General features: G+C 63.2%; 1 protein-coding gene. It reads left to right on the top strand.

All coding sequences use genetic code 11. The annotated features are described in order from the left end of the window. Positions 1-654: 654 nt before the first annotated feature. Positions 655-20,667 (top strand): autotransporter-associated beta strand repeat-containing protein, encoded by a 20,013-nt coding sequence (locus tag M2103_RS00010; RefSeq protein ID WP_277507940.1) that lies wholly within the window; start codon positions 655-657, stop codon positions 20,665-20,667. Positions 20,668-21,502: the final 835 nt, after the last annotated feature.

Raw genomic sequence — 21,502 nt, 5'->3', positions numbered from 1 at the left:
AACTGGTTTTAAAGGGGGCGTTCCCGTCGGGCGCGCGGAACGGCTGAATCACCCCGCCGTTGACGGCTCGCGTGGATGAGGATCATCCGTGAAGTGCGGTGTGTTTTCATTAATTTCATACGCGAAAATTGTGATGAAATTCATGTTGTGTGCGGTATGTTATAAAATTATGAAATTATAATAAAAAAACTGATTAATATTATTTGTCTAATTATATTAAAGGGTTTTTAACATTACGTCGAGGGCACCTTTTTATATCCCGGCGCGGTGTCGATTTTGATTATTTTTATTCTGAACATTGCCCGTAAATAATTCCCTCGGGGGATATTTTTTTCGAGTGTCGTGCATTGTGATTATATAAATGCGAATATTCGTTTCATTTTACTCCATTTTAACCGAGCGAGCTGCTTTTATAATTTACTATATTATTGATATGTTTTTTCATCGGGCGGTTTGGTAGCGGGGCGTTTTCCATTTTAAGAATTAAATAAATGACAGTTTGAAGGAAACTAGAGCCATGAAAGCGAATCCAGGAACACCATGATTTTTTTCGTTAATTAATCCATGCCATGCGCCGTCCGGCCCGGTTTTCCGTTTCTGGACGGCAAACACAGTAATGCCATGAAAACTATAAAACATCCCGCATCATATCGGATGACTCTCCGTGGTTTGCGCGCCGTCGCCGCGCCCTTCCTGCTGGCGTCCCTTGCCGTGCAGTCGCCCTCGCAAACTGTGACTATTATCACCCCGGGCAACGGCTTCAATATTTCAGCACCCGGAAGCTATGCGCTTTCCGGCACGATTGGCTCCGGGGGCATAACGGGATCGGTGCCAGGCGTGACGCTCATCATCTACACCAACGCGCGCGTAAATTCGTCCGTCAACGCCTTGAACTTTCTCCAAGGCGGCGCTGACATTTACAACTCCGGCACGGTCATCAGCTCGTCGGGCTACGGCATTTACACCGCCACCAATTCTTCATTCATCACAAACAACGCCACAGGCCTGATTCAAGGCTACAATGCGGGCATTTATTTTTCGAGTTCGGATAGAGGCTCGGTAACGAATAGCGGCACCATCATCGGCACGCAAAGCGTTGGCATTTCCGGCGGTAATGAACTGACAATAACAAACTCCATCTCAGGCCTGATTCTTGGTCAATATGATGGCGTTCGCATTACTTACGGAGGCACCGTCATAAATAGCGGCATTATCACCGGCACCAGGTTCAATAACACGGAAGCATCCCGGGGTGTTTACAGTGTCGATAATGCGACAATCATCAACAACGCCACCGGCCTGATGGAAGGCCAATGGTATGGCGTGGAAACGAGGAACGGAGCCACGATAACGAATAGCGGCACGATTAACAGCACGCGCCAGGCAGGTATCAGTAGCGGGCATGATACAATAGTTGCAAACAATGCCACCGGCCTGATTCAAGGCTACTCGGATGGCATTAGAATTGGGGAGAGAGCCGTGATAACGAATAGCGGCACGATCACCGGCGGTTACCTCATCACATGCACAGGCATTGATGCCCGACACGATGATGTAACCATTACAAACACCACCACCGGCTTGATTAACGGCTACTACCGTGGCATTAAACTTGGGATGCGAGGCGCGGTGACCAACAGCGGCACGATTATCAGCACGGGATCCTATGGCATCTACAACGAATTATATCTTTATAATTCCGAAGGTGCCAGCGATGCAACAATCACAAACGACACCACCGGCCTGATTTCCGGCAAATTCCAGGGCATTTTTCTGGGGAACAGAGGCACGGTGACGAATAGCGGCACGATTATCAGCACGGAATCCCATGGCATCCACATCGGTGGAATTTATAGTGCCACTATCGGCAATGATGCAATGATCACAAACAACGCCACAGGCCTGATTCAAGGCGGCAATGCGGGCATTTCCATGAATGACAGGAACACGGTGTTGAACAGCGGCACCATCATCGGCACGGGATCCCGGGGCATCAGCGCCGGCGCTGATGCGACAATCACAAACAGTGCCACCGGAGTCATCCGGGGCGCCATTACCGGCATTTTTATGGGGACCGGGGGCGCGGTGACGAATAGCGGCACGATCATCGGCGAGCGATCCCGGGGCATTTTCATGGGGTCCGGTGGCGTGGTCACGAACAGCGGCGCGATTATCGGCTCGGGTGACTTGGGCCTCGAAGCCGGCGATGACACGACAATCACCAACAATGTTACCGGCATTATCCAAGGCGGCACCTTTGGCATTTCCCTTGGGGCCGACAGCGCGGTGACCAATTACGGCGTGATCTCGAGCGACGGATACGGCTCCAGCGGCATTTTGATGGGGGACGGAGGCACGGTGACCAATAGCGGCACGATCTTGGGCGTCGGAAGCTACTCCATCGGCATCTCCGGCACCGATAATACAACAATCACAAACAACGCCACCGGCCTGATTCAAGGTGACTGGCAGGGCATTTATCTGAAAGGCGGCGGCACGATCACGAACAGCGGCACGATTCGCGGCAAAGATAGCGGAGGCATTGACGGCTGGCGAAATGTGACAATCACAAACGATGTCGCCGGCCTGATTCAAGGCTACAGGTATGGCGTTTCCCTGTGGGACAGCGGCACGGTGATCAACAGCGGCACGATCATCAGTGAGATGTGGTTTGAGGGCATCACCGCCGGCAATGACACCATAATCACCAACACCACCACCGGCCTGATTCAAGGTGGCGGGCATGGCATTTCCTTGGGCAACGGCGGCATGGTGATCAACAGCGGCACGATCCTCGGCAACAATTACTACGGCTCCCCCCGCACTGGCGTCACCAGCGGCAATGACACCACAATCACAAACGCCACCACCGGCCTGATCCGGGGCGAGATGCATGGCATTTCCTTGGGTGACGGCGGCACGGTCACGAACAGCGGCACAATCATCGGCCTGTCGGAGGTCGGCATCGCCGGCGGCAATAACGTGACAATCACCAACAGCACCTCCGGCCTGATTCAGGGCGTCGCGGGTGGCATTTCGCTGTTGGACGGCGGCACGATCACGAACAGCGGCACGATCATCGGAGGCATCGAGGCCGGCATTAACACAACAATCACAAACAGCGCGTCGGGCCTGGCCCGGGGCATGACCCTCGGGGACGGAAGCGTGGTGGTGAACAGCGGCACCACCGGCGGCATCACCGGCGGCGACGACGTGACGATCACGGGCGTCGCGGGCCTGATCCAAGGCATATCGCTGGGCGCCGGGGGCACTGTGACAAATGACGGCAAAATCACCGAAGGCATCACAGCCGGCGATAATGCGACAATTATAAACAACGCGACGGGCCGGATCGAAACCTTCGGCGAAAGGATCATTTTGCTCGGAGACGGGGGATCGATCACAAACAGCGGCACCATCATCAACATCGTGCAAGAACTCGGCGTCACCGGCGGCGATGACATAACAATAACAAACAATGCCACCGGCTTGATCCATGCCGATTTTGACGCCATTTCCCTGGGTGACGGCGCCACGATTACAAATGCCGGCACGATCACCGGCGAGTCCTCCTCCGGCATAAATAGCGGCGTCGATTCAACCATCACAAACGCCGCCACCGGCCTCATTCAAGGCGGCGTCACAAGCATTTACTTGGGGCGCGGCGGTGTGGTGACAAACAGCGGCACGATCATCGGCACGCGGCCAAGCCTCCATGGCATTCAAGGCGGCGATAATATAACAGTCACAAACAGCACCGCCGGCCTGATTCGCGGCGGCAGGAATGGTATTTTCCTGAGGAACGGAGGCGTGATCACAAACAGCGGCTCAATCATCGGCGAGTTGAGCGATGGGGTCTCCGGTTACGATGGTCTGACAATCACAAACACCACCGGTGGACTGATCCAGGGCGGCATCGACGGCATTTCCTTGGGTTCCGACGGCACGGTCACCAATAGCGGCATGATTATCGGCACGGGGTTGCATGGCATTAAGGGCGGCGACAATACAACAATCACCAACGCCTCCACCGGCCTTATCCAGGGCGGCTCCATTGGCGTTTCTCTGGGGATCAACGGCGCGCTTGTGAACAGCGGCACGATCATCGGCGAAATCGGGGCGGGCGAGGGCACGACAATCACAAACGACGAGGGCGTGATCCAATACCTCTCCATGAAGGACGGCGGAGGGGTGATAAATCGCGGCGTGATCCTCGACGGCATCAGCGCCGGCGATGACGCCACAATCAGCAACGCCGCCGACAGCCTGATCCGGGGCGGCACCGCCGGCGTTTCCCTTGGTGACGGCGGCGCGATCACGAACTCCGGCACGATCCTCGGCATGGGCTCGACGCCCCATGGCGGCGGCGACGCGCAAACGGACCACTATGGCATCATCGGCGGCGATAATGCGACAATCACCAACGCCGCCACCGGCTTTGTCCGGGGCGGCACCGCCGGCATTCTTCTGGGTGACGGCGGCGTGGTGGCGAACAGCGGCACGATCCTCGGCACGGGCTCGGAGGCCTATGGCGTCACCGCCGCCAATAACACCCTCGTCACAAACACCACCGGCGGCTTGATCGAGGGCATCCACGGCGTGCGATTTGTCGCCAGCGGAACGGTGCTCAACGCCGGCGTCATCTCCGGCACCGGGGCCAACGGCGCCGGTGTCTATTCCAACGGCGCCGCCACGCTCGTGAGCAACACCACCGGCGGCCTGATCAGCGGCAATTATCGGGGGGTGTATCTTGGCGGCGGCGGCATCGTGCTCAATGCCGGCACCATCTCCGGCCCCGGCGCCAAGGGGCCTTTGGATTCCGGCGTCTCCTCCAACGCCAACGCCACGCTTGTGAGCAACACGACCGGTGGCCTTGTCCTGGCCAATTACTATGGCGTGCATCTCATCGCCGGCGGCACGGTGCTCAATGCCGGCACGATCACCGGGGTCGGAGTTTACGGCATAGGCGTTTATTCCAACTCCAACGCCACGCTCGTTAGAAACACGACTGGCGGCCTGATCCAGGGTGTCGAACGCGGCATCGCCTTATGGGCCGGCGGCACGGTGTTCAATTCCGGCACGGTCTCCGGCACCTACGGCGTCTATTCCCACGACGGCGTCGGATCCGTGGATAACGCCGCCGGCGGTTTGATTCAGGGCGTCACCCGCGGTGTGCAACTTGCCGGCGGCGGCATCGTGGCCAACAGCGGCGCCATTGCCGCCACCGGCGCCAGTGGTTTCGGCGTCCATTCCTCCAGCAACGCCACACTCGTGAGCAACACCACCGGCGCCCTGATTCAGGCCGGCCTCCGCGGTGTGTCTCTCGGTGGCGGCGGCACGCTCACCAATGCCGGCACGATCTCCGGCACCGGGGCCGGCGGTTACGGCGTCTATTCCCCCGCCGCCGCCACGCTCGTGAGCAACACGACCGGCGGCCTGATCCGGGGCGGTTTTCAGGGCGTGTATCTCTCCAACGGCGGCACGGTCACAAACAGCGGCTCGATCATCGGCCTGTCGGACACCGGCGTCACCGCCGTCGATGAGATCACCATCACCAACCTCTCCACCGGGCTGATCCAGGGAGGCTCCACGGGCATTTCGCTGGCGGGTGGCGGCACGATAACCAACAGCGGTCGAATCACCGGCACGGCCTCCGACCTCAACGCCACCAGTTTCGGTATCATCGCCGGCGGTGAGACCACCATCACCAACCTCGCGGGCGGCCTGATTCATGGACGTGGCGCTTACACGGGCATTTCGCTCTTGGCCGGCGGCACGGTCGCAAACAGCGGCACGATTCGAGGTTTCCGCAACTACGCGGTGCGTGTCGATGGCGGCGTGGCGGACATCACCAACGCCGCCTCCGCCGTCATCGACGGCGGCATCTACGCGGGAGGCACCACCAGGGTTGACAACCAGGGCCACGTCAGCGGCGACCTCGGCGTCGTTATCGGGGCCAGTTCCACGCTCGCCAACACCGGCACTATCGGCTATTCCGGCACGGCGGTCATCTTTGAAGGCGCGGCGGATTTCGACAATAAAGGTCTCATTCAGGGATACGACCGCGGCGTGCATCTCGCCGCCGGCGGCACGATCGTGAACAGCGGCACGATCATCAGCGACAGAGTCAACAGCCAGGGCATCTACGGCACCGCCAATGCGACAATCGTAAACGAAACCGGCGGCCTTATTCGAGGCGGCACGGCCGGCATTCAGATGCTGGGCTCGGGCACGGTGATCAATCGCGGCACGATCCTCGGCGCCACTGAGCGCGCTGGCATTTGGGGCGCTGATGATGTCGTGATCACAAATGACGCCACCGGCCTTATTCGAGGCGACGGGTTCGGTATTAAGCTCGGAGCCGGGGGCGCGATCACGAACAGCGGCACGATCATTGCCTCATTCCGAACCGAATCCTACGGCATTCGGACCGGTTCCAATACGACAATTACAAACAACACCACCGGCCTTATTCAAAATGTGTTAACTGGAATATACCTTGGTGACAGCGGCACAATAATAAACAGCGGCACGATCTTCACTGAGAGGGCGCGAGGCATCTTCAGCGTCGGAGAAGCGACAATCACAAACAACACCACCGGTCTAATTCAAAGCGGCACGGATGCCATTTACCTTCACGGTCACTCTGGCACAGTGGCGAATAGCGGCAGGATAATCGGGAACAGCGACGGCGTCAAAATCTACGGCTCAAAATCAGCCAATACAATAATCACAAACACCACCATGGGGCTGATTCAGGGCTTCAGTGTTGGCCTTCTAGTGACTGATGGTAATGTCACGGTGACCAACAGCGGCACGATCATCGGCACGTCCTATGGCGGCATCCAGAGCGGGAACGCGGTCGTAACAATCACAAACAATGCCACCGGCCTTATTAAGGGCGACTATTTGGGCGCTGAGATTAATGGGAGCACAGTGGTCAATCGCGGCGCGATTATCGGCACGAGAACATGGGGTATCGACGCCTCCCTCAATTCAACAATCACAAACGCCACCACGGGGCTTATTCAAGGCGGCTCGGCTGGCATTTCGGCATGGGAGGGCAGCACGATTGCCAACAGCGGCACGATTATCGGCACGGGAACGGCGTCCTATGGCGTCCGCGGTGGTGTCTCAGCAATCACAAACGACACCACCGGGCTTATTCAAGGCGTCCTTGCGGGTGCCAAACCCCATCTGAACACGGCGGTGACGAACAGCGGCACGATCCTCGGCACGGGAACCGAGTCACATGGCATTTATGCCGTTGGCACCGTGGCAATCACAAACACCACCGGCGGCCTGATTCAGGGCGCCGTGGCCGGCGTTCACATGCAGGGCGGGGGCACCGTGACAAACGCCGGAGTGCTCAGCGGCACGCGCAATGCCTTCTTTGGCGGGGGCTACGGCGTGTATGCCGCCAATGCCGCCGCGCACATCACCAACGAGGCCACCGGCCTGTTGCGCGGCGAGTCCGCCGGACTGGCATTGACGGCCGGGGGCGTCATTATCAATTCCGGTTCGATCCTCAGCACGGCCTTCTACAACCCGGACGCCGTCGGCATCCAGGGCGGCGGCGCGCGCGTTCAACTCACCAACCATGCTACCGGATTGATTTGGGGCGACCGCTTTGGCGTCCGGCTGACGGACGGCGGCGAAATCACCAACAGCGGCACCATCGAAAGCAACGAATACGCGGTCACCAGCGTGAACGAGTCCATGCTGGTCTCCAACACCACCGGCGGACTCATCTTGAGCGAAAGGGGCGGTGTCCTTCTGCAAGCCGGCGGCACGGTGCTCAACAGCGGCACGATTGACAGCGCGGTGGGCATCCACGCCCTCAACACCGGGGTGGCGATCGCAAACGCCACCGGCGGCCTCATCCAGGGCGGCACGCTCGGCATCCGCTTGCAAACCGGCGGCGAGGTCACCAACAGCGGCACGATCATCGGCGGGGCCGCTACCGGCGTCAGCAGCCGGGACGAGGCGACAATTACAAACGACGCCACCGGCCTCATCCAAGGCGGCATGTTCGGTATTTTCCTGGGATCCGGGGGCACGGTGACGAACAGCGGCGCCATCCGCGCCCCGGGTGTTCCCGGTGATTTCTACGCGTTCGGCATCGAATCCGAGGACGAGGCCGTGATCACGAACAACGCCGGCGGCCTGATCCAGGGCGCCGATGTCGGCGTCGGCCTGGTATACGGCGGCACGTTGACAAACAGCGGCACCATTAGCGGCATAACGGATTCCGGCGTTCTCTCCGAGGAAGGCAGGACCGTTGTCATGAACATGGTGGGCGGCGTGATTCGCGGCGGCGAATACGCCGTCGATTTGCTCGGCGATGACGACGAGGCGCACGAGGTGCATCTCTGGAACAGCAGCACGCTGGCCGGCAAACTCTCCATCGCCGGCACCGCCTCGCAACTGGTGCTCAACGGCGCGTCCGGCAGCGAACAAGCCTACACCTCGGCGGTCACCGGCCTCACGACCTTCACCGGCACGCTCGTCAAGCAGGGCGCGGGCTCGTGGCTCATGGACACCGGCGGCATCGACATGCGCGCCGTCGATGTGCGCGAAGGCCTCCTGACCGCGCTGTGGGACATCACCCAACTCAACGCCGCCGCCGTGAACATCGCCGCCGACGCGACCCTCGCCGTGCGCGCCACCACCGACGCCACCCTCGCCAACACACTCACCGGCGGCGGCCTCGTCAACCTCCTCAACACCTCCCCGACCGACGCCGTCACCTTCAGCCTTCAGCCCTTCAGTCCTTCAGCCCTTTCCTTCACCGGAACAATCGGTGTCGGCGGAGACGCGCAAATGGCCGTGTTCAATTTCAACGACGCCGCCGAAACCACCCTCGCCAACGCCACCCTCTGGCTCGCCGACAACTCCGAGACCACCCTCAATGCCGACCGCTCCATCGGCGGCCTCAACCTCGACGGCGGCACCTTCATCGTGAAAACCGACACCGCCTCCGCCTCCGGCGTCGAACCCCACCTGCTCACCGTAAAAACACTCTACGTCAACGAAACCGACCTCACCGCCTCGACGACGATCGGCATCGACACCGACCTCCTCTCCGGCGTCCCCCAGTCAGCGGACCCGCGCATCGGCCTCGCGGGAAATATCTTCGACATTGATGTCGTCAAGTCCGGCTCCTTCCTGCGCGAGCGCACCATCGTCCACTCCACCGAAAGCGGCCCCGAGGACGGCATCGCCTTCGACCTCGTCGATAGCAACGGCGACCCGATCCACTCCGGCACCTCCTCCATCACCTACGGCGAGGATTCCGGCGGCGGCCCCGTCGGCAAAAACACCTACGGCTACAACGCCATCACCCAGGACGGCGACATCCTGCTCAACCACGGCCTCGTCTCCATCGAGTCGCTCAGCGACATCGAAAACATCGTCATCGATCCCGCCGACGCCATCGACGACACCCTCAGCGCGCAACTCACCGGCGCGGGCGCGGCGGGCTTCGCGTTCACCGGCAGCCGCACCATCGTCCTCGGCCACACCGACAACGACTACACCGGCGCCACGCTCATCACCGGCTCCGCCACGCTCACCACCGCGGGCATCGACAACGTCATCGCCAGCAGCACGAGCGTGACCATCACCGCCGGCGCCGCCTTCGACACCGACAACACCGACCAGGCCCTGCGCAACCTCTCCGGCGCGGGCGCCATCCACATCGGCGACGGCTCGCTCGACATCATCAACAACACCGCCGACCTCGTCTTCTCCGGCACGATCGACGGCGCGGGCGCGCTCACCCTCGCCGCCGGCGGCGCGCTCATCCTCACCGGCAACAACACCCACACCGGCCTCGCCACAATCGAAACCGCCGCGCACCTCCAACTCGGCGCGGCGGGGGAGGGCGGCGGCGCCTCCGGCATGATTGCCAGCGCCGCGGTCGCCAACTCCGGCACGCTCACATTCAACCGTTCCGACGCCGTCACCTACGCCGGCGCGATCACCGGCGCGGGCGACCTCGTCCAACTCGGCGACGGCGCCACCACGCTCACCGGCGCGAACGCCCTCACCGGCAATCTCGTCGTCAAAAACGGCTCGCTACAAATCGGCTCCGGCGCGACCGACGGCTGGGCGGGCGGCGTCATCGCCGCCAACGCGCAAATCAGCTCCGGCGCCACGCTCTTCCTCAACCGCTCCGACCGCGTCACCTCCACCGGCACGATCGACGCGGCCGGTTACCTCCGAGGCGCGGGCGACCTCCAACTCGGCGATGCCGGCGCCGGTGGCGTCATCATGGTCGCCGGCAGCGGCTCCGTTAACATCGCCGGCGCGTATGTGCAAAACGCCCGCTCCTCGCTCGCGCTCGACGCCTCCGGGCGCGGCCTCGCCGACGCCTTTGTCGTCGCGTCGTCGGCGACGGTCGGCGGCACGCTCAGCGTGCGCGGATTCGCCGCGGGCTCGGCTGGTTCCTCCGCCAGCGCGGTTCTCGCCAACAACAACCAAGTGCTCCTCGAAACCACCACCGGCACGATCTCCGGCGTCTTTGCCAGCGCCACGCTCGACGGTTTCGACGGCTCCGGCCTGCCCAATTATCTCCTCGGCAGCATCTACAAATCCGCCAATGCGAGACAATACCTCGCCGGCATGACCCTCTCCTGGTTCGGCGCCGCGGCATACAGCCACGGCACGTTCACCATCGGCGCGGGCGAGACGTTCAATGTTGACGTGACCATCGGCAACACCACCGCGCACGCCGGCTGGGACGGAAAATCGCTCACCAAGCTCGGCGAGGGCGCGCTCATCCTCAGCGCGAGCAACACCTACACCGGCACGACCCTCGTCAGCGGCGGCTCGCTCGACATCACCAACTGGACGGGCGCCACCGCGCGCGTCCTCGTCGGCGGCGCCGCCGGCACAAGCGGCACGCTCAACGTCATCGGTTACCTTGGCGGCGCGAGCGATCTTTACGTCGCCGATCAAGGCGCCGCCGCCATGACCGTCTCCGGGAGCGGCGTCGTGCAAAACACCACCGGCGCCATCGGCAACAACACCAACGGCGTCGGCGTCGTGACCGTGGGCGGTTCGGGCCACTGGCTCAACACGGGCATCCTCTCCGTCGGACGTTACGGCTCCGGCAGCCTGGCGATTGTCGGGAGCGGCAGCGTGCAAAGCGCCACCGCCTACATCGGGCGCTTCGCCAGCGGCAAGGGCGCCGTGACCGTGTCCGGTTCCGGCCTCTGGAACAACACGGGCAACCTCTTCGTCGGCAACAGCGGCACGGGCCGCCTCTCCATTTCCGACGGCGGACGCGTCACCATCGGCGGCACCTACCGCCAAAACGCCATGTCCACGCTCGCGCTCGACGCCACCGCGCGCGACCGCGACGACGCCTTTGTCGTCGCCTCGTCGGCCACGGTCGGCGGCACGCTCAGCGTGAGCGGGTTGAGCATCGGCGCGGATTTCTCCAAGGCCAGCGACGTTCTCGCCAACAACAACCAAGTGCTTCTCGAAACCACCACCGGCACGATTTCCGGCGCGTTCGCCAGCGCCACGCTCGACGGCTTCGACGCCGCGAGCCTGCCCGATTATATCCAGGGCGGCATCCGCAAATCCGCCGATGCGAGACAATACCTCGCCGGCGTGAGCCTCTCCTGGCTCGGCGACGCGCCGGGCAGCCACGGCACGTTCACCATCGACGCGGGCGACACGTTCGACGTTGACGTGCCGCTCGCCGACACCGCCGCGCACGCCGGTTGGGACGGCAAATCGCTCACCAAGCTCGGCGCGGGCGCGCTCATCCTCAGCGCGAGCAACACCCACACCGGCACGACCTTCGTCAACGGCGGCTCGCTCAACATCACCGACTGGACGGGCGGCAACACGCGCGTCATCATCGGCGAAACCGCGGGCGACAACGGCACGGTCAACGTGAGCGGTTATCTCGGCGTCGAGGCCGGCCTTTCCAACAACGGCTATCTTTATGTCGGCCACACCGGCGCCGGCGGCCTGGCGATTGTCGAAAGCGGCAGTGTGAAAAGCGCGTTCGGTTTCATCGGCGCATATGCCGGCGGCGTCGGCAACGCGACGGTGAGCGGTTCCGGTTTCTGGAATAATAGATATGGCTTTTATGTCGGCGCCAACGGCAGCGGCACCCTGACGATTGCCGGAAGCGGCAGCGTGCAAAGCGACAGCGGCGAAATCGGAGCCCACGCCACCGGCGTCGGCAGCGTCACCGTGGGCGGTTCCGGTTTCTGGAATAACACGCAATCCCTCACCATCGGCAATAACGGCGCCGGCGGCCTGAGGATCACCGAAAGCGGCGGCGTGCGAAACACCATCGGTTACATTGGCAACAACAGCGTCAACAGCACCGGCACCGTGACCGTGGACGGTTCCGGATTCTGGAATAACACGGGCGACCTCCACGTCGGGCGCACTGGCGCCGGCATACTGATGATTGCCGGGAGCGGCAGCGTGCAAGCCGTCAACGGTTACGTCGGCAACATCGCAAACAGCAACGGCGGCGTGACGGTGGGCGGTTCCGGTTACTTTAACAACACGGGCAACCTCCGCGTCGGCAACAGCGGCACGGGCCGCATGGCGATTTCCGGCGGCGGCAGGGTGCAAAGCGCCAGTGCCGATATCGGCTACGCCGCCAACGGCAACGGCAGCGTGACCGTGGACGATTCCGGACACTGGAACATTACGAGCATGAGCGGCCTCTACGTCGGACGTTCCGGCACGGGCAGCCTGGAGATCGCCGGGAGCGGCAGCGTGCAAACCACCCACGGCTACATCGGTCGCAACGCAAACAGCCACGGACGCGTGACGGTGAGCGGCTCCGGTTACTTCAATAATGCGAACAACCTCCGCGTCGGCTACACCGGCGTGGGATACCTCGGCGTTTCCGGCAGCGGCCTCGTCAACGTCGTCGGCACGTATCAGCAAAACGCCGCGTCCACGCTCGCGCTCGACGCCTCCGGGCGCGGCCTTGGCGACGCCTTTGTCATCGCGTCGGCGGCGACGGTCGGCGGCACGCTCAGCGTGACCGGATTCACCATCGGCCCGGATCTTTCCACCGCCGCCGAGGTTCTTGCCAACGGCACGCAAGTGCTCCTCAAGACAACCACCGGCGTGATCTCCGGCACCTTCGACAGCGCCACGCTCGCCGGCTTCGACGCCGCGAGCCTCCCCGACTATCTCTACGGCGGCATCCACAAATCCGCCGACGCGAAACGATACCTCGCCGGCGTGAACCTCTCCTGGTTTGGCAACGGCGCGCCCTACGGCCACGGCAACTTCACCCTCGGCTCGGGCAAGACGTTCGATGTTGACGTGGTCCTCGGCAACACCACCGCGCACGCCGGCTGGGACGGCAAATCGCTCGTCAAACTCGGCGAGGGCACGCTCATCCTCAGCGCGGAAAACACCCACACCGGCACGACGCTCGTCAGCGAGGGCGTGCTGCGCGCGGGCACGGCCAACGCCATCGCCAGCAGCACCGCCGTCGTCGTCAACGGCGTGTTCGACCTGAACAATTATAACCAGCGCGTGAACAACCTCTCCGGCGACGGCGCCGTCACCCTCGGCACCGGCACGCTCACCGTGAACGCCACGCGAAGCTCCACCTTCTCCGGCCTCGTCTCCGGCGACGGCGCGCTGGTGAAGGAGGGCGACTCCACCCTTGCGCTCACCTCCGGCAACACCTACTCGGGCGACACCTTCGTCAACAACGGCGAGCTCTCGCTCGGCGCGTCCGGCGCGCTCGGCGTGACCGGCGTCGCGCGCATCGCGCAAACCGGCACGCTCACCCTCGCGCTAAGCGACGCCGCCTTCTCCAACGCCGCGGCCAACGCCGGCGTGCTCCTCGTCACCGGCAGCGGCGTCACGCTCGCGTCGAACATCACCGGCAGCGGCACCAACCGTATTGAAAACCTGGATACAAACATCACCGGCGGCAACACCGGCTTCGACGGCCTGTGGCACATCGCCGCCGACGGTTCCGCGACCGTCACCGCGCAGCACAATCTCGGCGACGCCGCCACGCGCGTTGACGGCGTGCTCACCGTCGGCAACGGCTCCGACTGGACCTACGCCAACGCCCTCGGCGGCTCCGGCGTGCTCGCGGCCGAGCTCGGCGGCTCCGGCACGTTCCGCTTCGCCGCCGCGAGCGCCGCCTTCGCCGGGGATAATTTCACCGGCGCGGTGCTCGTCAAAAACGGCTCCTTCCTGCTCGACGACGACACCTCCGAAACCGCCTTGCGCAACGCCACGCTTCGCCTCGGCGCGAGCGGCAGCGCGTCCATCGCCTCCAACCGCGAAATCGCCGGCATCGACTTCGACGGCGGCGCCTTTGTCACGAGGATGGTCAACAACGTCATCACCGGCACGCTCACGGTCGGCCACCTCGGCGCGACCGGCACGGGCACCATCGTCATCAGCGGCAGCGGCCCGATTGATTTCGACGCGGATGAACCCACCGCGCCCTCGTTCTTCGACCAGGACGACGGCAAAAATCTCCAGCAAGTCATCACCGCCGCCGTCGTTGATAGCGGCGCGGGCGCGCAGCTCACCGTCACCACGATTAGCGGCAGCGCGCTCAGTGGCGGCACGGCCGCGATCAGCAAGCCGGTCATTGAGGCGGGCGGCACGCTCGGCACCGCGTATTACGATTATTTCGCCGTGGTCAGCGACGAGGATGGAAGCCGCGGCGTGTATCTCACCTACGGCCTCAAGCGGCTCGACGCCGACGCCGGCAAGACCATCGTGCTCGACAACACCGGCGCCGACGCCACCCTCGGCGCGCAACTCACCGGCGCCGGCAATTTCGATATGCGCGCCGCCGGCGTCGCGTTCATCGGCAACGCGCTGAGCAACTACACCGGCACGACCACGATCACCAGCGGCACCGTGATCGCCAACACGGACAACGCCTTTGGCCTCACGAGCCTGCTCGAACTCGCCGCAAACACCGGCGCGGACCTCGACGGCAACGCGCAAACCGTGGGCGCGTTCAACGGCGCCGCAACCTCAACGCTGAACTTGAACTCCGGCGCGCTCACGATTCTGTCCGGCGGCACGAGCTCCGGCGCGCTCACCGGCGGCGGCACGCTCGCGCTCACCGGCGGCGTGTTCGACGTGACCAATTCCAACAGCGGATTCACCGCCGCGATTGAAAACAGCGGCACGCTCAAACTGCGCGAGGCCGACGCGGTGGGCGCGACCGGCGCAATCGAAAACAGCAACCTCGTGTTGTTCGACGCGGCGCGCGGCGACTTCGCGAAATCCGTCAACGGCGACGGCAACGTGCAACTTTCAAACAGCGCGACAATCACGCTCGCCGGAGCCAACGCCGTCACCGCCTCCGGCAGCTTTATCATCGACGCGGAGTCGCGCCTCATCGCGAGCGAGGCCGCGAACACCGGCGCGGCTACAATCGCCAACAGCGGCGTGTTTGTCGCCGACAACGCCGCGATGTGGGATTTAACCAACGCCCTCGCCGGCACCGGCACGCTCGTCAAGCAAAACACCGGCAACCTCGTCATCGCCCGCGCCAACGAAAACTTCACCGGCGACACGCTCGTCACGACCGGCACGCTCACCGCCGCGATTGCCGGCGCGCTCGGCTCGTCGGATGTCGGGGTGCAACCCGCGGGCGTCCTTGTTTTCGACGATTTTGACGGCGCCGTTTCCAATAACATCAGCGGCGGCGGCGCGGTCATTGTCGGGGCGGACGCCGATCTCTCCATCGCCGGCGACAACACCGGCTTCGCGGGCGCGTGGCTCGTGCGCGGCACCGGCACGATGACTTCGCAGGACAATCTCGGCGTCGCCGGCGCGTCCGGCGCGACCGTGGAACTCGACGGCGGTCGCCTCGCGCTGCTCGGCATGGGCGGCGACTACATTTTCAACCACCGACTGGTCGGCGCGTCCGGCGAGCTGCTGGTGGACAACGCCGGCGGCTTCGGCTTCGGCGCGGCCTCGGTGGTCGGCGCGAATTACAGCGGCACGGTGCGCTTGCAAAACAACACATTCGCGCTCGGCGCGGACAACGCCTCCGCGCTCGCGAACGCGAGCCTGCTCATTGGCGACGGCAACGTCACGACCGTCGCCACCGGCTCGCAGCGAGTCGGAAACCTCCTGCTGGAAAGCGGCACGATCCGTTTCGCGCTGGACAACAGCGGCACCGCCGCCGCCGGCTTCGTTGACACAAACGCGCTGCACGTCGGCGACACCGTGCTGGTGGTTGACACGGGCAGTTTCAACAACGTCCTCTCGCTCCTGCGTCAGGACGAGGGCCTGGGCGTCCAGCTCGTCAAGAGCGTCGCGCACAGCGGCAAGACCGCGCTCTCCGGCGCGCAGCTTGTTGACCAGTTCGGCAACGAACTCGGCGACGCCACGCAGCGCGACATCACGCGCGGCGACACCGTGACCGCCAGCGGCACTTACAACTTCACCGCGACCGCCGACGAGGGCGGCCTCTTCCTCGGCTACACGCTCACGCACCTGCGCCTGCTCACCAGCCAGACGACGCTGCTGGACAAGGACACCGCCTTCCTCGGCGGCGACGAACTGCACGCCCTGGTCAGCGGCGACGGCAACCTGCAAATCAACGCCGACGGCGACACCGGCGTCATCACCCTGGGCAACGACGGCAACACATACACCGGCGCGACGCTTGTCACCGGCGGCACGTTGAAGCTCGGCGCGTCCGGCGCGCTCGGCCAGACCAGCTTGCTCGAACTCGCCGCTGGCGCCGGCGCGGACCTCGACGGCAACGCGCAAACCGTGGGCGCGTTCAACGGCGCCGCAACCTCAACGCTGAACTTGAACTCCGGCGCGCTCACGATTCTGTCCGGCGGCACGAGCTCCGGCGCGCTCACCGGCGGCGGCACGCTTGCGCTCATCGGCGGCGTGCTCGACGTGACCAATTCCAACAGCGGATTCACCGCCGCGATTAAAAACAGCGGCACGCTCAAACTGCGCGAGGCCGACGCGGTGGGCGCGACCGGCGAGATCGAAAACAGCAACCTCGTGTTGTTCGACGCGGCGCGCGGCGTCTTCGCGAAATCGGTCAACGGCGACGGCAACGTGCAACTTTCAAACAGCGCGACAATCACGCTCGCCGGAGCCAACGCCGTCACCGCCTCCGGCAGCTTTATCATCGACGCGGATTCGCGCCTCATCGCGAGCGAGGCCGCGAACACCGGCGCGGCTACAATCGCCAACAGCGGCGTGTTTGTCGCCGACAACGCCGCGACATGGAACTTCGCCAACGCCCTCACCGGCGCCGGCGAACTCGTCAAACAAAACACCGGCAACCTCGTCATCAGCCAGGCCAACGAAAACTTCACCGGCGACACGCTCGTCACGGGCGGCACGCTCACGCTGGCGCATCTCGGCGGCATCGGCGACGGCAACGTGACCAACAACGCCGTGCTCGCGCTCACCGCCGCCGGCGCTTACGCGAACACCACGGCCAATGCCGGCTTGCTGGACGTGCGCGTCGCGGGCGTTGACCTGGCGGCGGATATCAGCGGCAGCGGCACCAACCGCATCGCGTCCGGCGCGTCCGCCACGGTCGGCGGCGACAACTCCGGCTTCGACGGCAAGTGGGACATCATCGGCGACATGCTCGTGGGCGAGCAAGACCATCTCGGCGCCGCCGCGACCGATGTCAGCGGCACGCTCCGCATCGAAAACGACACGGCCCCCGCCTGGACTTACGAAAATGTTCTCACCGGCGCCGGTGTGGTGGCTGTTGACCTCGACGGCGGCGCGTTAAACTTCGCCGCCTCCGCCGGCGCGGATTTCAACGGCGCGCTCAACCTCGTCTCGACCAGGCTCGACTTCGGCAACGATGCCGCGGGCGCGCTCAACGAGCAAGCGCTCGCGCTCGCGACCGTGCGCGCCGGCGCCGACTCGAATGTGCGCGTCGCGCGCAGCGGCACAATCGGCGGCCTGACGATGGACGGCGGCACGCTCGGCATCGCCATGGACGCGCTCAACCCCGCGCACGTTTTCAAGACCGGCACGCTCGCGGTGGCGGACTCCTCCAGCAAAGTCATTTTCGAGGGCTTCTCCGAGGACTTGACGTCGGACGGCACGCTGCCGCCCCCGACCAACTTCCTCGACCAGGACGACCCCGGCGCGAACGCGGTCAAGCTCTTGGACGCGGACATCGTCACGCAGGAGGGCCAGATGGAAATCCGGCGCGAGGACGGCAGCGCCATCGGCGCCGGTAAGAAAATAAATTACGACGGTGTCGTGATCGCCAATTACGAATACGCCGCCGTTGCCACCGCGACAAACGCCATGGGAGGGCGGGGCGCGGGTCTCTATTACGATTATCTGCTCACCGAGCTCGACATCCAGGGCGGCAAAACGCTCGCGCTCGACACCACCGGCGCGGCGAACAGCGTGCTCGACGCAAGAGTCACCGGCGAGGGCGGTCTGCGCATCAGCGCCACCGGCGGCATCATCACGCTCAACAATAGCGGCAACGACTATGCCGGCGAAACCGTTGTCACCGCGGACAGCGTGCTGGTGACCGGCAAAAACAATGCCCTTGGCAACAACGACAGCCACACCTCGCTCCTGCGCCTGGAAAACAACACCACGGCCCTGATCGGCAACACCGCGCAAATCGTCGGCGCGCTCCACACCGCCGCCAGCTCCACGGTCGCCCTCGGCTTCGACGGCGCGCTCGCCATCGTGAACGGCGGCGTCGCGGCTGGCACGCTCACCGGCGGCGGCTCGCTCGAATTGCGGGGCGGCACGCTCACCGTCACCTCCGCCAACACCGGCTTCGACGCAAACATCACAATCGCCGAATCCGCCATAGCGGACTTGAAGGACGTTGCCGCGCTCGGCGCAAGCGACATCACGGTTGGCGGCACGCTCCGGTTTGATGTCGCCGCGGACGGCGCCATCGCCAACACGCTCGCCGGCGCGGGCGAAATCATCAAAACCAACGGCGGCGCCGCCGTCATCGCGACGGCCAACGCCGGATTCCTCGGCAGCGCTCGCGTCGAGCGCGGCAGGCTCGTCCTCGAGGACATCGCCGCGCTCAACACCGCCGATATTTCCGTCGCCGACGGCGCCACACTCGAATATCGCAACGCCGCCGGCGTGATGGGCAACACTGTCACCGGCCCGGGCACGCTCGCGATCACCACCAGCGACTGGTTTGCCATCGAGCACGACAACGCGATCGACAACGTCGAGCTGGCCAACGCCGTCGTTCACCTGCGCGCCGCAAGCGCCCTCGGCGGCGCCACCGCCCGCGTGGACGCCCGCGACGACTCCGCCATCTGGCTCGACATTGACAACGCGCAACTGGGCGCCACGACACTCGACAACTCGAAGCTGGGCTTTGTCCATTCCGGCCCGGCCTTCCGGCGCGCCGCGCTTGCCAGCCTCTCCGGCGACAATGGCTCGCTGGTGTTCAACGTCGATTTCAGCAACGCCACCGGACTCAAGGCCGATGGCGAGGTGGCCGACCATCTCGCAATCACCAACGGCAGCGCCGTCGGCGCGCACACCGTTGCGGTCAACCCGGTGTCCGCCGACGGCATTCCCGCCGGTGGCGAAACCGCAATCCCGCTCATCACCGACGCCGGGGCCGCGACCTACCGGCTCGAAGGCGAAAAAATCGACTTTGGACTGGCCTCGTTTGAACTCAACAAAGGCTCCGCGGTCCTTAGCGCGTTGAGCCTTGACCCCGACAAATGGTATCTGCTCAACACCGGCCTCTCGGACGTGGCGGACTCGATCATCAACACCGCCTCCATGCTCGCCAAGGACTGGCACTATTCCCTCGACGCGCTTCACCTGCGCATGGGCCATGCCCGCGCCGAACTGGCCGGCGTCGAAAAACCGACCGGCAACCTGTGGCTGCGCGGACGCGGCTACTATTTGAACGCGAACAACACGATCTCCGGACGCGGCTTTGACCAGCATGCCTATGGCCTGACCGCCGGCGGCGACAAAGCCTTCCGCGCGCGCACCAGCGTGAATCTCATCGGCGGATTTGTTGACATGGGCAACATTGACCGCGACTTCGACGCCGCCGGCGGCGAGGGCGAGACCCGCAATCTCTCCGCCGGCCTCTACGCCACGTGGCTGCGCGACAACGGCTGGTTCGCCGACCTCGTGCTCAAGGTCGATCGCTACAAAAACAGCTTCGAGGCGCGCACGACCGGGGGCCGCCTGGTTCGCGGTGATTACAACAGCAACGCGCAAGGCGTGTCGCTTGAGTTTGGCCGCCGCCTTGAAAACCCCAACGGCTGGTGGGTCGAGCCGGGCGTGCAAGTGGCCGTGGCCTGGCTGAACAGCGCGAGTTATCGCACCACGCCGGAAAGCGTCGCGCTTGACGTAAAAGTGGACGGCTCCCGCGCCGCCCAATATCGCGGCCAGGTGCGTGTTGGCCGTCAGCTCACGAATTCGAAATGGTCGCCCTACGGCAAAATCGGCGTGGTGCGCACCGACACCGACGGCGGCAAGATACACGCGAACGAAAAGACCTTCGCCCCCGACTACGACGGCTGGCGATTCGAGGCCGGTTTTGGCGCGAGCTACCTGATCGACCCGCGCAGCCAGGTGTATTTGGATTATGAATACAACAAGGCGGGCGCCTACGAGCGCCCCTGGTCGCTCAACCTCGGCTACCGCCGCCTCTGGTAACGCGGATTGGGCATCCACCCATGATTCCGAAAGCATTGGCTTGGGGTATCTGCGTAAATCTGCGTCCATCTGCGGTTAAAAAATTCCGGTCTCTTCGTTCCATTGAAAAAGGAACACAGAGGGCACGGAGGACCACAGAGTTTTGGGAGGCCCGCAAGCCGTCCACGCGCACACGCGAACTCACGTCTCTTATTTTTAATAAAGACAAATTGAACCGCAGATAAACGCAGATACACACAGATAATAAAACCATCGACCCACAAACCTCGTTGGCTTGGGAATCTGCGTGCATCTGCGTCCATCTGCGGTTAAAAAATTCCGTCTTCTTCGTTCTCTTCGTTTCCTTCTGTGCAATGCTGAGTCATTATTTTTTACAGAAAATAACGAAGAAAACAAAGAGGGGAGGGGAATTAAAATTTCGAAGTTTTTTTGGGGCACGGATGGCTTAGCGCGGCGCAGTCGCAACCAAAATGGGGAAATAGGAGATGGTCTGTTTTGACACAGAGGGCACGGAGCGCGCGGAGCGCGACACAGAGGACACGGAGGGCGGCTTGATTAATTGTATAATTTCAGGCGGGTGAGAGGTTTTATTTATAAAAAATAAAAGTGGTAAATTGCGTGTTGATGCGTGGCTTTTTGCGGGCCTCCCAAAACTCTGTGTCGCGCTGCTTGGAGCGCGCTCTGTGTCCTCTGTGTCCCAAATGGTTTGAATAAGTCGCGACATGGGGAAATCATGCAAAAATTAGAGGATTTTTGAAGATGGTATCACGGATTAATCAATCCGTGTCCTGCCTTGCCCAGTTTGTTTTGCCACAGACATGCCTTGATCGCATGC

The sequence above is a fragment of the Ereboglobus sp. PH5-5 genome, assembly GCF_029504805.1.
GTDB lineage: Bacteria > Verrucomicrobiota > Verrucomicrobiia > Opitutales > Opitutaceae > Ereboglobus.
Note: the sequence above shows the minus strand (reverse complement) of the source record. Positions and strands in the feature narration are given on the sequence as shown.